General features: G+C 48.7%; 9 protein-coding genes. 6 read left to right on the forward strand and 3 right to left on the reverse strand.

What is annotated here, in order from left to right; genetic code table 11:
• Nucleotides 1-8: 8 nt before the first annotated feature.
• Nucleotides 9-1,397 (forward strand): restriction endonuclease subunit S, encoded by a 1,389-nt coding sequence (locus HHJ06_RS01125; RefSeq protein ID WP_215426967.1) that lies wholly within the window; start codon nucleotides 9-11, stop codon nucleotides 1,395-1,397.
• Nucleotides 1,398-1,753: 356 nt separating this feature from the next.
• Here HHJ06_RS01125 and HHJ06_RS01130 read toward each other — a convergent pair whose 3' ends face one another.
• Nucleotides 1,754-3,271 carry a M60 family metallopeptidase gene (locus HHJ06_RS01130; protein ID WP_215426968.1) on the reverse strand — a complete coding sequence of 506 codons (1,518 nt, stop codon included), beginning with the start codon at nucleotides 3,269-3,271 and terminating at the stop codon, nucleotides 1,754-1,756.
• 13 nt (nucleotides 3,272-3,284) lie between these two features.
• Here HHJ06_RS01130 and HHJ06_RS01135 point away from each other — a divergent pair, with 13 nt between their 5' ends.
• From HHJ06_RS01135 to HHJ06_RS01145, 3 genes are all read left to right on the forward strand, one after another.
• Nucleotides 3,285-3,641, forward strand: coding sequence for a hypothetical protein (locus tag HHJ06_RS01135; protein WP_215426969.1), 357 nt, complete (start codon nucleotides 3,285-3,287; stop codon nucleotides 3,639-3,641).
• Nucleotides 3,642-3,791: 150 nt separating this feature from the next.
• The gene (locus tag HHJ06_RS01140) at nucleotides 3,792-5,078 is read left to right on the forward strand and encodes a DUF2254 domain-containing protein (protein ID WP_215426970.1); all 1,287 of its coding nucleotides are present in this window, start codon (nucleotides 3,792-3,794) and stop codon (nucleotides 5,076-5,078) included.
• A gap of 282 nt (nucleotides 5,079-5,360) precedes the next feature.
• Nucleotides 5,361-6,677 carry a sialate O-acetylesterase gene (locus tag HHJ06_RS01145; protein ID WP_215426971.1) on the forward strand — a complete coding sequence of 439 codons (1,317 nt, stop codon included), beginning with the start codon at nucleotides 5,361-5,363 and terminating at the stop codon, nucleotides 6,675-6,677.
• A gap of 290 nt (nucleotides 6,678-6,967) precedes the next feature.
• On the opposite strand, the gene HHJ06_RS01150 is transcribed toward HHJ06_RS01145, so the two are convergent.
• Nucleotides 6,968-7,723, reverse strand: coding sequence for a hypothetical protein (locus HHJ06_RS01150; RefSeq protein WP_215426972.1), 756 nt, complete (start codon nucleotides 7,721-7,723; stop codon nucleotides 6,968-6,970).
• An 825-nt stretch (nucleotides 7,724-8,548) separates the two neighbouring features.
• Nucleotides 8,549-9,736, reverse strand: a complete 1,188-nt coding sequence (locus HHJ06_RS01155) for an AGE family epimerase/isomerase (protein ID WP_215426973.1) — start codon at nucleotides 9,734-9,736, stop codon at nucleotides 8,549-8,551.
• A gap of 810 nt (nucleotides 9,737-10,546) precedes the next feature.
• Here HHJ06_RS01155 and HHJ06_RS01160 point away from each other — a divergent pair.
• Complete coding sequence (locus tag HHJ06_RS01160; protein WP_215426974.1) at nucleotides 10,547-11,656, forward strand: sialidase family protein; 1,110 nt, start codon at nucleotides 10,547-10,549, stop codon at nucleotides 11,654-11,656.
• A gap of 506 nt (nucleotides 11,657-12,162) precedes the next feature.
• Nucleotides 12,163-13,752, forward strand: a complete 1,590-nt coding sequence (locus HHJ06_RS01165) for a hypothetical protein (RefSeq protein WP_215426975.1) — start codon at nucleotides 12,163-12,165, stop codon at nucleotides 13,750-13,752.
• The last annotated feature ends 937 nt before the right edge of the window (nucleotides 13,753-14,689 follow it).

A 14,689-nucleotide genomic window follows, 5' to 3' on the forward strand; every position in this document is an offset into this window, starting at 1 on the left:
ACGCATTGTTGAAAGGGCTAGAAATTACGGTTAAATCATTATCTGAGGTTCTTATTGATAATTATACAAACAGATGTGACAGTGAATTTTTCAAAAAAGAATATGTAGACATATTTAAAAATTTATTTTCTCACAACGTAGAAAAACTTGATGTTTTAACATCTTGGATTACTCAAGGACCAAATCCGTTTTTTGTTGGAAAAAGTAATATTCCTTGCCTAAATGGAAGAAATATAAATAATGGAAAATTAAACTATGAAAGCTCAGATTATATAAGCCCTGAAGAATATCAATTACTTAAAAGATTTCAGATAAAATACGGCGATATTTTGATTACACTGAAAGGGAAAGGTTCCACTGGTAAAATAGCATATGTGAAAGAAGTTAGAAATGCTATTTTTAGTCGAAACATAGGAATTATCCGTTCTAAAAAAATAATTAATCCGGCCTACTTATTTATATTTTTGTCATCAAAATATGGTCAAAAATTAATAGCTAGAGGAGAAACAGGGGGTACTGGCCAAACAACACTCACAACCACCTATTTAAAATCTTTATATATCCCTCGTTTATCATGCGAAGATAAAATTGCAAATATACAGAGCAATGCCGAAAATTTGATTCTTAAATCAGAGAAGATTTACTCTGAGGCAGAAGAAATGTTACTGAAAGAAATTGGCTTATATGCTTGGAAAATTAGCACTGAATCAATTACGTCACAAAAATTCTCTAAATCAGTAACTACAAGCCGCCTGGATGCTGAATTTTACCATCCTAAATATGAAAACTATTTGTCTGTAATTAAAAAATATAAAAATAGTTATGATACATTAGACAAAATATGCTATCTTAAGGATGAAAATTTTACTCCCGTTTATGGCGTTCTATATAAATATATCGAGTTGTCTAATATCGGCTCTCAAGGAGAAATAACAGGTTATACATCAGAAAATGGTGAAGATTTACCATCACGTGCACGTCGGATAATTGGTAAAGGCGATGTAATTGTATCTTCGATAGAAGGCTCTTTAGATAAATGTGCTCTTGTTACCAATGAACATGAGAGGGCTCTCTGCTCAACAGGTTTTTACGTTATTAATTCACCAGAGATAACCCCTGAAACTTTATTAGTGTTATTTAAAAGTCCGTTATATCAGAATATTTTAAAACGTTATTGTTCTGGAACAATTCTTACAGCAATCAATAAAATTGATTTTCGGAATCTCCCGATTCCTTTGATTGATAACAAAGTTCAAAAAGAAATATCTTTTCTAATTCAAAATAGTTTTCGTTTAAGAGAGGAATCTGATCGTTTATTGGAACTTGCTAAGAAAGCAGTTGAAATTGCTATCGAACGAGGTGAAGAAACAGCTATGGAATTACTTAATGATGCATAATTATCATCCCGAGTTATAAGAATGGTAAAACGAGTTGAAATTAATTTTTATGCTGTATATGTTAATGCATGGATTCCTTTCAACTCTTCGTATCGTAATTAATACGGGAAACATGATTAATATAGGCGATTTTTAAATATCATTTAAACCATCTTGAAATGAATCCTTACTTTTCCTTGTCCGGGGAGGGAGTAATTTATTTCGAATGCTGCTAGAATAATTTGTAAGGATTCCAGAGGAAAAAACTGGTTTTCCTTTTTCATACATTTCCTAGTGATGAAAAGGTTTTCATTATTACCATAAGGTAAGGTATATCTGATACTTATTAGGAATGGACAGGAATATCGAATATCCTATTAGCTTATTCTGGTGATATCAGTTTCAGGTTTTGGGTAGGCTTTATCGGCAATCCATTTTTTTGTTTCAGCCACCATTTCGGGAGTGACGATGAAATCGTAATTAGCATAGTCACCGATGTGGAATTGTCCGGTTTTGAAGAATCCCCATTTCTCGAAGAAGTCGGTTAGGTCGGTTTTTGTGACGTCGCAGCAGGCTTTGATGAATTCGAACTGGTATTTGATCGTTTCATTTCCGCCGTAGTTTCCCGCATTGTTGCGCAGGTACTCCATGACGTCAGGGTAGAAGTCGGGATGCCCGTTTTTGGTAAAGTAAAGATGGAGCTGCCACAGGGGGGCCAGCTTGTTGAAGACGTCCTTTGATTCCAGGTAGGCTATTTTTCCGTCGATGATTTCCTTGCGCGCTTTGTCGTAACTGCCCTGGCGCTTCAAGCGGCTTTCGTTGCCTGTTTTGGCGGCGGCTTGAACAGAGAAAATATTGTTGCTGACCTCCGTCATGCCGCCCCAGGTCATCGGGCGCATTTGCATGACGTGTCCGACTTCATGGGAGAACCCCCAGCAGGCGTCGCCCTTGAGGACGTTTTCCGGATCGGTCACCATCCGCATGGTGCCGTTGTCTCCCAGGTAGGCGACTCCGTCGCCGTCGCGGAACATGTAGTAGTTGAAGTTCACGCGGGCAAAGACACGGTTTTTCGGGATTTTGCCGTATTTATCAAGGCCCATCAATTGGTATTGAATGCCAATCAGCTTGTCATAGGCGTCGATCAGTTCGGTACCGCGGTCTCTGGTGAATTTTTTCAGGAATTCGATAGGATAGGCCACCTGGATGTATTTTCCCCGGGCGTCCATAATCGGAGAGACGGCCTGGTCAAGCAGGCGTACCCAGTCTTCGTTGGTGTCGCCCCGGGTGGTGTCGAAATACCCGTTGACCTTGCCCGTCACGAAATGGACGGGGATTTTCGGAGCCGTATCGGCATCATTGGTGAAGTAGCTGATGTAGGCGTTGGCGGGCGTTTCCACATCAATGATATTGATTCCTTCCTTGAGGGAAATCTGCTTTTTGTGCAGTCCCCAGCCGTTGGGGTCTTTCGTCGGCTGCACTCCTTCGGCCGGCTTGCGCATCAGGTTCGGGAGCAGGAGGCTGATTCCACGTCCATCCGTCTTGCCTACCAGCACGACGTGCTGCCCTTTTTCTAGGTAGACGCCCGTCATGTTGTCGTATTTGCTGAATCCGTCGCCGATTCTGAGATTTTTGCCCGTCTGGCGGGGTGAGGGGAGGGCCTGATATTCGGCATACAGGTAGTCCGGCTTGTAGCTGCCTGCCAGGATTTTGCCCGCGAGTTCCTTCATCGCGTCAGACTGGAAAGCGGAAGTGTCCTTAACATCCTGTTTCAGGGCCGTGCAGGAGGCATCCTTGAATAGCTGGAGGTCATTGCCGATACTTTCCGGCGTGTTGGCGGCAAATACTGTTGCGAGCGACAGCAGGGGAAGGGAGAGGAATGAAATGATCCGGTTCATAACAACGTGGGGAGTGAATGATTTTACGATGTTAGAAGTTACACTCTCCGTTTTCCTCTTCTTTCACTATTTCTCTTTTTACCGGCAAACGGAACCCCACGCGGCTTCAACGCAAGGCCCGGGCTGTTTGATGAAGGGGAGTGCTTCAGTATTGTATCTGTCAATCTTCTCTGCGCGTGATTTTGAAGGCTTCCATTGTTTTAATCACTGGCCTCCCCCTGCTTTGGTTTCCATGACAGGGGCATCCGCTGCTGCCATGCTCGAGATATTTGCCTCGGGTGAAGCGTTTTTTGCAGGTTCAGAACCCGTTAGCAGGGCTTTCCGGTTCATGGCGTTCCATGGCGCTGGTATTTTACCTTGGGGACATTAAAGTTGTAACATGGTACACCTTTCCTTCTTCTTTGAGAGTCTTATTCTTGAACGGAGAGGCCAGGATATTGTTTTAACAGGAGAGTAGCCTTCCGCTGTTCTTCAATTCCAGTCTCTGATGAAAGGGTCCTTCATTTTTCAAATCAAGTTATTGTTTTTGCGGGCTAACAAGCTGCTTTGGGTCAAGGCTACCTATTTTGCCCTGCTGGCTATTATTACGGCCATTGCATCAATTTATCTGGGTGAGTTTGTGCCGTTTGATATTTTCCAGAAGATCGGGGCCGATACGGTTGATACGATTTTAAACATCCTGGCTTCAAGCATGCTGGCGGTTACTACTTTTTCCTTAACTACCGTCGTTTCCGCCTATGCAGCGGCTACATCAAGCGTGACGCCACGGGCCACCAAGCTGCTGATGGAAGATTCCACGGCCCAGAATGCACTTTCCACGTTCATCGGGTCCTTCATTTTCAGTTTGATTGCGATTATTTTCCTGAATTCCGGCATGTACGACCAGAAGGGAAGAGTCGTGTTGTTCGTTGTCACGCTGGGGGTCATTGCCATTATTCTGGTCACGCTTATCCGGTGGATTGAGCATTTGTCCCGTCTTGGCCGGGTGGGCGAGACTTCAGAGCTTGTGGAGGGAGTAACGCGGAAAGCATTGCTGGAACGCGCCAGAGAGCCGTATCTGGGGGCCAATCCCCTGGCTGACCGGGAACTTGATATTCCGGAAAATGCCGTTCCCGTCAGGAGTGAACAGACAGGCAATATCCAATATATTGACATGGGGAAGATGGACCACCTTTCCAGGGACAGGGACCTTGATATTTACGTTATCTCTCTGCCGGGGGATTTCGTTTCCGTTTCCTCAATTCTGGTTTACGTTGACAAGCCTGTGTCGTCTGAAACCCGGCGTGAGCTACTTGGAGCTTTTGTGGTCGGCCATGAGCGCAATTTTGAACAGGACCCCAGATTCGGATTGTGCGTGCTTGCTGAAATTGCCGCCCGGGCCTTGTCCGCGGCCGTCAATGATTACGGCACAGGGATTGATATTATCAACCGGGGCGTGCGGCTCCTGACGAATTACGCCCAGGCGGAACGCCATGCCGAGGTGAAGTATGAGAGAGTCTGGGTGCCTCCTTTAACTGTCTCCAATCTGTTTTCAGATATTTTTGCCCCTATCCTTCGGGATGAAGGAGGCATTACGGTTATTGACATCAAGCTGTTGAAGGCTTTTGCCGAGCTGTATAACCTGGATAACGGGCAATTCAAGGAAGAAGCCCGGAAATACTCCCGCCAGTGCTATGAACATGCGCTCAGAACCGTAGCGCTCGACGAAGACAGGGAGACCCTGAAAAAGCTGGTCATTGATGAGGCGATGGCCGAGAGAAAGGAGCAGCCTTTCCATTCCGGTCAAACCGGGCGGACTGATTTTTGAGGACAGCATGAAGTTTCCCGGATGCCTGTACCGGAAAAGAAAGAATGTATTTTCCGTCAGCCTTCGTTGATAAGTCGGCAGGAAGAGGGAGCATCCCGACATTTTCATGACCGGGGGCAGGCACGGGCTGCGCCATGTTATTGGCGCTGATGATTAATGTTTTAGAATAAGATTGTTCAGGGATGAGGCAGTTTCATCTGTTCCTTGATAGTTTTCTTCAGCAAATGGAAATTTTAATGAGCGTCCAGCCGTACATGCTCATGATTCCGTGATATGATGAAGATGAATATATGTGTCCGTTCCGGCGTTCTTTTCTGCCTGTTGATGGCGGCGATCCCGTGCAGTTTTGCGCAGAAGCCCGTGTTGACGGCATGGAATTACGTCCCGTCTTATGGGCAGTCGCTTTCCGTAGGGTGGACGGCCAAGCCGGTCGTAACCACGGAGCAGAAGGACGGTAATTTGATGTTCAAGGGCGGCGTGCGGCCTTTTGAGGGCGGCAATGACCGGAGCGCCGTAGTTCCTCTGGTGGAGAGGGTTTCTCCGGACGGCGCCAGGGGGGAGACGCCCGTTTCCGGAGCGGCCGGTAATTTCATGCGCCTGCTGAAGAAGCGCGATGCCGGAAAGGCCGCCAGGGTCCGGTTCCTTTGCTCTGCCGACGGCGTGGGCGGTGTCAGCATAGGCGTTCTCTCCAAAGGGAAGGCTCCTTATCAACGCATTCTGGATGATTTAAAAGCGGGCCGCGAGCTGGCGGCCAAGGCCGGAAAGACCTTTTCCATGCCCTGTTTCCTGTGGACGCAGGGGGAAACCGACCAGCAGGACAGGAAAACCAGGGAGTGGTACAAGGAGAGGATGCGCGCCCTGATCCAGGATATTAACGCGGACGCCAAGGCCGTTATCGGGCAGAAGAATGACGTGCTGTGCTTCGGGTACCAGGTTTCTTCCCACCTCAATTATTTTGCCCAGAATCCCACGGATTACCCCGTGATTGCCATGGCCCAGCTGGATCTGGCCCTGGAGAAAGACAGCCGGTACATCATGACCACGCCCATGTATCATTTCACCTATAGCGACGGGGTGCATTTGACGGCTCCCATGTCCCGGCTTTACGGGGAGTATGCCGGATACGTCATGTATAAGGTGATGGTGGAAGGCGTGAAGTGGAAGCCCATCCATCCCGTCGCCCATGCAATCGGCAGGGAGGGGCAGGACTGGACGGTAGACGTGAAGTTTTTCGCGCCTATACCTCCTCTGGTGCTGGATACCAGGACGATTCTTGATCCGGGCAATTACGGCTTTTCCCTCGTGAACGGCCGGGAAGAGCCTTTGGAGATCAAGTCCGTCAGCTTGAACGGCAGCAATGTCGTCCGCATCGCAACATCGTCAGACCCTTCCGGCTGCCGTCTCCGGTACGGGATGACCTTGAAGGAGAAGCTTCCCTCCGGTCCGCGTACCGGAGCGCGCGGATGCCTTCGGGATTCCCAGGGGGAGAAGGTTAAGACCCGGATTCAGGACGTCGTGTACCGCATGGATAACTGGTGCCCGTTTTTCGATTATCCCCTGGAATCCCGGGGCAGGATGAACAAGATGGATTCCAGGTAGATTTCATGAGGCAACCGGAGCCGCTTCCGTTCCTTTCCTCCTGCATGGCTTATCCATTCCTTTTGAAGACATGGAGCTCCTGTTCTCGTTTTAGTGACCTATACCCCAAATTGGAGCCGGTTCAAATGAGAGAGTTCTAAGGCCTGGTTATCGTTTGTAGATTATTTGTCCAGCGTATATTTAGAAAATAAGAAGGATCGAGAATTTTCCCTATTGCTGTTGCAATTTGTCTCATTTATTTCACCCATTTTATTTATCTTCTGATGAGCCGGAATAATTTTCTGCACCATCTAGGCTGGCCGGACTTTTCTACGAACGAGACAGGAAATGAATGCAAGCAAGCCAAGCATGGAGGTCGAAGGCTCCGGAATAGCATCATGCACCATGCCGTTGAGCCGTATGTTGCTAATCGCCAAACTTTCCTCAACATCTTCGGTCGTGTTGGCAAAAGCAATTCTGAATGTGACTTCATTTATGTTGCTGTAGGCTTGACTCCAGGAAGTTAAGTCGAAAGATACACTTTGATCAAAAGTTTTGAATCCTGCATCTGTTCCAACATTAATGATGCCTCGCTGGCTTGTCAGACCAAGAGGTATCCAATCCTCTCCGCCTATGTTGGCGAAAATTTCAAATCCGAACCGTGAAGTTACTGTTGTCGGTTCCAGGACAGCCGCTCCCCAATCAAACGTAATGTTATATAAATCAAGGGATTTTCCTTCTTCTGCCTTGGTTGAAAATTGAATATATGATTTGTCGTAGTGGGGGGTGTCGCTCGGCGTTGTATGATCATTGAACAGGGCCCAATAGTTGCCATCGCCACCCGATACGGTTGGGAAGTTGATCATATCCAGATTTCTGCTGTAGGTGAATGAAGTGATGGCCCCCTCATAAGTAGTCATCTGGCTGCCTCCCGAAGAGTCAATGCCGGGTACTGTGGCAGCGTGGTTATAAGGGCTTGCCTGCCCGTCAAGGAAATGGGACAGAAGTTCGGCTTGAACCGAGCTACAAGTTGCAAATGCCACCAGAATGAGGAAAAAGTTTTTCATAGAAAATATTTTTTACTGTTTATATTAAAGTAAGTGCTGGTGAAAATGTTCGATATCATCTATATGTAATTTACATTAAGTGGTTTATTTTATTCTGCGCAACACTTTTTCCCATGGTGCCACAAAGCGACGAATATATTAAGTTTCTGTAGTTCAATAGACGCCCCAGTTTTTGGAATAGACATTAACGCGCTTTTTTCCGCTTGTTCAGGATTGTCATACGTTCTCCCGAAATTGCTGTGCGGCCCCGGTCGATATCCGATTTTGTAACTTGGCTGATATTGCATGATCGATCATGTTTTCCGCTGAAGCCGGCTTCGTTAGGCAGGCAGAATCGGGCGAGTGCGTCCAGTTGCCATATTCTCCAATGATTTCGATAAAGATCAGCATTTTACATCCTCTGTCCCATGAAGCTTCAAATGCCTGTTTCATCTGGGAAAGCATCCATTATGTCCATTTAAATTAGCTCCATTTCCGATTTTGGGAAATGCCCCACATCTGTAGTAAGGGTATGCGGGAAAGTTGCCGCCCCATGACAATAAAGAAGCAGACAGCATGCAGAGCCGGTTGTTTTACGGAGGTTTCAGAAGAAATTATCCGGTTTGGAATAAGAACTGAGATAGGGACCCTCTACCTTGCGGACAGGCACAAGATATCTTATTCCTTCCCGTTTGCTTTCCAATGGAAAGGGATGAAACCCTATGGTGGCTTCATCCCTTGGCGGCAAATAAACAGCCGTTTTTACCCAGTCTGCATTTCCGTTGGAACGGTTTCCTCGGAAAGAAGACTTATGCCAGTTACGGCATCTATTTCAGGAACGGTGTTTTAAGCCTGCATTTTTGCAATGCGTTCAATCAGTTCCATGCACATACGGCCGTTGTGGTAGGGGCCTTTCCAGGCGTTTACTCTGAATTCGTTGTCTCCGTCCTGGGGATCCAGGTCTCCTCTGGAGAGCCATTCCCGGAATTTCCCGCCGCTATGGTCGGAGACATAGTTCCTGATGTAGTCGACTACGTTCATTGTCAGCGCCAGATATTTGGGATCACCCGTCAATTGGAAGGCATTAAAGAAGCCGATGACCGCTTCACTCTGCACCCACCAGGACATCTGACGGTCTACGAGTCCGTACTCGTTGGCTTCCGCATACAGGCCCCCTGTGTCCGGGTTGATGCCGTCCGCGCATGCATCGGCAATCCGCACGGAAATCGGTTTGCATTTTTCCACCAGTTCCTTGCCTCCGTAAGCTTCGGCGGCTTCCGTCAGCAGCCAGGCGCCTTCAATGTCGTGGCCGAAGGAAAACAGGGTGTCCGTTGATTTCCAGTCATCAGTCATGTAGGGCTTGTAGTGGAAGTATTCCTGGTCCAGCAGCTTGTTGGTCATGATGTCAATGAGTTCGCCTACGGTTTTCCTCAGCTTGGGATCATCATCCACGAGCATCAGAGTCGTATAACTTTCAATCATGTGCAGATGGGTGTTGAGCGCCTTGGACCCCAGCGAAGGGTCCGGAATATTAAAGCTGTCATCCCGCCTTTTCCAATCCCGGGTAAAGGTTTCAAAGTATCCCCTGTGTTTGGAATCCAGGGCATGTTTTTCCAACGCTTCATACATGTCCCGGGCCAGCTTCAGGCCGTCTTTGCTGCCGCTCGCTCTTGCCAGTTCCGCTCCTCCGTAGATGATGAAGGCAATGCCGTAGGGGTATTTCGACTCATCCGCGGGGTTGCCCTGGGCGTCCACCACCCAGTAGGCTCCGCCGTATTCCTTGTCTACAAAGTGTTCCTTGATGTAATCCTTCGCATGGTTGGCCATTTCCAGATAGCGGGGATCCTTCAGAATGCGGTAGGCGCTTGCAAACGTCCACATGAGTCTGGCGTTGAGCACAATGGAGCGGTCGGCGTCCTTGACCGGTTCAAGCGTCCTCAGAACGGCTCCGTAAAAACCGCCTTTGGGGTCGTAGTCATAATTGATATAAAAATCCAGAATGTCTTTCAGTTCCTGCCTGGACCATTCATCCAAAGATTGCAATGTTTCCTTAGTTTCCATCGTTATATATTTCGTTACATTTCATGGGCATCCCGTTTGCCGACGCCCCCTGTTTCCCGGCTGCAAATGCATTGTCGACGGGGTTTTTCCATCCGGCCGGGAGAAGCCGCGCGCTTCTGCAAGCGACATCGTTTTTCGTTTTCCCTGAAAGGGTTCCCGCCAGGAATGGGAACATGCCATGGATGCATGTTCGTACCGGTTTTGACATCCTGACATATTTCCATGTTGAGAGTATGACCTCTGGGAGAACGGCTTCGCCAGGGAACGGGCGCTTCCCGCAGGTTCCTTTTTAACGGGTATTCGTCGCGTGCGGCGCGGCCACGGCACCCGGGCGAATTTTCTGCGGTGCCGGACACCCGTTATTTTTTATTGTTATGATGATCAGCATGTTTTGATGATATTTCATTATACACTCATGGTATTGGCCCGATTTTTTCCCATCTGAGAGTCCTGGCGTGAAATCTCTGCCAAGAGGCGGAAAAAGGAGGCGCATGATTACCGAGTCATGAATTGCCTGGAAGGCGTGTTTGGCTCCCTTCTTCCGGAAGGCGTGACGGCATCCGGGAGGCCTGCGGAAAACCGAATTGATTGCCTTCATTCCTCAAAAGTTTCCTCTGGTCTTCACTCGAATGCATGACATGGCTGTTGTGCGGAAAGAGAAAGTGGAATAGGATGAAGAGGATGATGAATTCCGTATTCAAGTGTTTGATGAGTGCCGTATGCGCCGTGGCGTTGCCGGCATTGGGGCAAGAAGAAAAGGCTGGCTTTCCCACGGACAACGCCGTGACCGTATTTAGCGCAGGGGAGGGGAATCCTTATGAATCCATCCGCATTCCCGCATTGCTCAGCCTCGGCAAGGGGCAGCTTCTGGCGTTTGCCGAAGGCCGGTACAAGAATACGGACCAGGGGGAAAATGACCTGATCATGAGCGTCAGCAAGAATGGCGGGAAGACCTGGTCACGTCCCCGGGCGATCGCCAAATCGCATGGGGCCACCTTTAATAATCCCTGCCCGGTTTATGATGCCAAAACCAAGACGGTGACTGTCGTGTTCCAGCGTTATCCCGCCGGAGTAAAGGAACGGCAGCCCAATATCCCCCAGGGATGGGATGATGAGAAGTGCATCCGCAATTTCATGATCCAGAGCAGGAACGGAGGCGCCACCTGGACGAAGCCGGAGGATATCACGAAGACGACCAAGCGCCCCACGGGTGTGGATATCATGGCTTCCGGCCCGAATGCCGGGGCGCAGTTGAGGAGCGGTCCCCACAAGGGGCGTCTGGTAATTCCGATGAATGAAGGACCGTTCGGCAAGTGGGTGATTTCCTGCATTTACAGTGATGACGGCGGCAAAAGCTGGAAGCAGAGCCAGCCAACCGCCAATATGAAGGGCCTGGTGAATGAAACGTCCATCGCGGAAACGGATAACGGGGGCGTGGTCATGGTCGCGCGCCACTGGGGCGGAGGCAATTGCCGCCGCATCGTGTGGTCGCAGGACGGCGGAGAGACATGGGGTGAAGTGGAAGATGCTCCGGAATTGTTTTGCGACAGCACGCAGAATTCCCTGATGACTTATTCTCTGACGGACCAGCCTGCCTTTGGCGGCAAGAGCCGCATTCTGTTTTCCGGACCCAGTGCCGGACGGCGCATCAAGGGGCAGGTGGCGATGAGCTATGACAACGGCAAGACCTGGCCTGTGAAAAAATTGTTGGGCGAAGGCGGTTTTGCCTATTCCAGCCTTGCCATGGTGGAGCCCGGCGTAGTAGGCGTACTTTATGAGGAGAACCAGCCGCATATCAAAAAGTTGAAGTTCGTTCCCGTGACGATTGAGTGGCTGACCGAGGGGAAGGACACGGGGCTGGCTGCCGGCAAGAAACCCCCGGTGTCCAAATAAGTTTTATTGAGGGAGGGCAATCCTCCCTCATTCTTCCCTTCTGCATGCTGACGGAGTCCCCGGATACGGTTCCGGGACAGTCGCGCTGTTGAATGGGGCCGTTGCTTCAACATCCCCCCATCGGCCCTACCAGCCGGACCGCTTTGCCGAGAAGGCCGCAAGGCATTAGGGAGGAGACTGCGTTCCTGTGCAGGAGGACATGCAGCAGAATGGAGCTTCCCGTGCTTTTTAGCCGGAAAGCAGGCCGGGACATCATGGAACTCCGCGTTTTTCCCCGGAGTGATGGGGCCGCAATGCCATGCTCCCGCAGGAATGACCGGCTGCCTACTTGAACTGTCTTTTCCGTAGCTGCACCCAGGCGGATGATCAAAGGATTCCATATTTCCTCGGAGGTAAAAGAATCTTTTTTCTTTGTTAGCAAATTCGTGAGCAGGAAAGTTAATTAATTTCAATGTACAAAAGTTGATTATATATGTTAGATTATATGTACCCAACGATATTTGCCCATGAACCATTTTATAAAGATCAGCTGCCTGGCGGCAGGTTTGCTGGCGTTTTCCGCTTATATATGCGCTGCCGCTTCCTCTTCTCCCAGTGAAACCTTGGGGGTCCTGTCCGTAAAAACGCTCAAGCCTTCTTCTCCCTTGGGGAAAACATTGGCGGAAGTTGAACAGCTTTACGGAAAGAAGCACTTACCAACTTCCTGGCCCAGCAGCGGGAGAATATGGAATTTCAAGGATCACAGCATCATTGTTTATTTCCAGGGGCCCGGAAAGGTGGCGAGCCGCCTTTCCGTAGTCGATGGAAGAAGAGCCATGACTCTTACGGAAGCGGGCCGTTATATGATGAATTATCTTCCCAAGGGATATTCGGTGGTCCGGGAGAGAACTTCCAACGTCAGCCAGCCAGTCGCGTTTGAATCGGAGAATCCTTTGAATTTGACCTCTACCGGCGGATGGACAAGCAAGCCCGGCTGGTATTGCCTGGATTTTTCTAATGAACCTCCCAAAACAAAAACCGCTTCCCTGGAGTCCTTGTGGGCTCTGCGTGAAGAGGCTTCAGGAAACGCCGTGAAAAGGACGGAGGAGCAGATGGCCTCCTTACGCGAGAGGCCGCGTCTGGGAATGACGTTGGAGGAGTTGAAGGCCCTCTGGGGGGAAGGGAAGTTCCGTGATTTGAAGAGGTACCCCGGCACCCTGGATGGGAAGAACAGCAAAAATGACTGCGACTACGCTGTTTTCTCTTCCATTGTTTCCCGGTGCACCGCATGGCAATGGCTGTTTCCGGCCCCGCAGAATTTATCCATTACGGCGACGATGTGGAATGGGAGGTGCGTGGGGCTGGATCTTTGCCGCAAGGGAGGTTTTACGGTGGCGGAGGCCATTGAACTGGCGGAAGAAATTGTTCCCGGGATTTCCTTCGCCCTGCCGTCCGTCAAAGGAGTTGTTGACTGCACGCTGTATTCCCGGAATTTTGAGCAGGGATACAAGCTGCAGAACTGGAGAGACAAAGGCTACTTTGAGCTGAAATCTTCGCTTCTGGTAAAAAGGCTTCAGGCCCAGCGCATTCAGGACCAGCAGACGGCTGCCCGGACGCTTGCCGCGGCCATGAAGGATTTTTCCGTCAGGGCACGAAAGCCCCTGATGGGACAGACGCTGGAAGAGGTAAGAAAAGTGCTGGGAGGGCCGGGGCGGGAAATTCAGGAACGGTGGTGGGGAGAACGGACGTGGTTCTGGAGTTACCCGAACCACGATCTGGGCTTTCTGGGTTCTTTCAAAAATGATGGGGAAAAGCAGTTCTTGCATCACCTGGTGATCGTGGAGCGCATGAAGGAATTGAACTTGAGCGCCGCCTTGGCGCTGGGTTACGGCGCCACGTTCCCTTACGGCTGGTCCAAGCTTTCCCCCCAGCAGTTCAAGTCATGGTTTAACGTCAAAAGCCGCGACGGGCAGCAACGGTTTCTCCTGAAATGGTACAAGGACGCCCGTACGGGCCCGAGCCTGCACGTCATTGACGATCTGGCCGATCGAGTAGCCCGGCAGCGGAAACAGGAAAAAGAGGACCGGAAGCTGGATACGATTAAGAACCTACTATAGAAGTTGTTTAAGGATATAAATACTTGCAATGAGCCAGCAAGGAGTTGAAATACTGAAATAACGGGTAGTTGTTTGAAATACAATGATGATATTGAGTAGGTCTTTCATAAGAAGCCGAGGACTAAAATCTCAACATTCCATCGCATTGACATCAGTAGGAAACCTGTTAGCATATGGGTACGGACGCTAGGCTCTGGTGTCACTGCTTGGAATCAGAGATTAGGGTTAAAGGAGACATCAAGGAGGCTGCAACTTCCTTGATGTTTCTTTGTGTTTCGATAATTACCATGAATCTCTCAAAGAACCAAGAGCTTTTTAAGGCATATTAATAACCTTTACATGAAGGTTGACAAAAGGGAGGTCAGGGATTATTCTCACTTCCATCGAACCCTTCATGGATTCGTGGATTGAAATATGTATAGGTTTTTAATAATCAAAGATCTAAATTTATGGCACAAACTTTTGAGTTTGTGCCATTTTTCAATGTAAAAGTATTCTTCGAGTTATTTTCCGCAAAGGCTTGTTAGATACTTTTCGCAATGTCAAAGTTGTTTTCAGAATTTGTATGTTGTTAATTTTTTGATTTTAAGCCTCTTGCATTGCCTGCTTTGAATCTGAAAACAATGAAATTTTCTGATATGTTATTACAGAGCTTGAGAGTGTGTTCTTATCACAATTTTGTGATTTCTTTAGTGGCCGATTCTGATTCGTATTTTTTAGATTGTTCATTATCAAGCGATCAAGTTGATGATTTATGAGTGTAAAGAGTATCTCTTCACACATGTTTGAAGTTTGTAAATTTTATCGTTTTTTCGGTAGCGTGTGTAGCCCTTTTGATCTGGGATTCTCTGTATGACAGGGTGCGGATGGTTTGCCTGCTTGCTTCCGGGGCGGCCGCAGGTACCCTTCAGGGCATCCGTTGCCCTTGGAGCTTCTC

Source organism: Akkermansia muciniphila (assembly GCF_018709685.1).
In the GTDB taxonomy this organism is placed as follows: domain Bacteria; phylum Verrucomicrobiota; class Verrucomicrobiia; order Verrucomicrobiales; family Akkermansiaceae; genus Akkermansia; species Akkermansia muciniphila_E.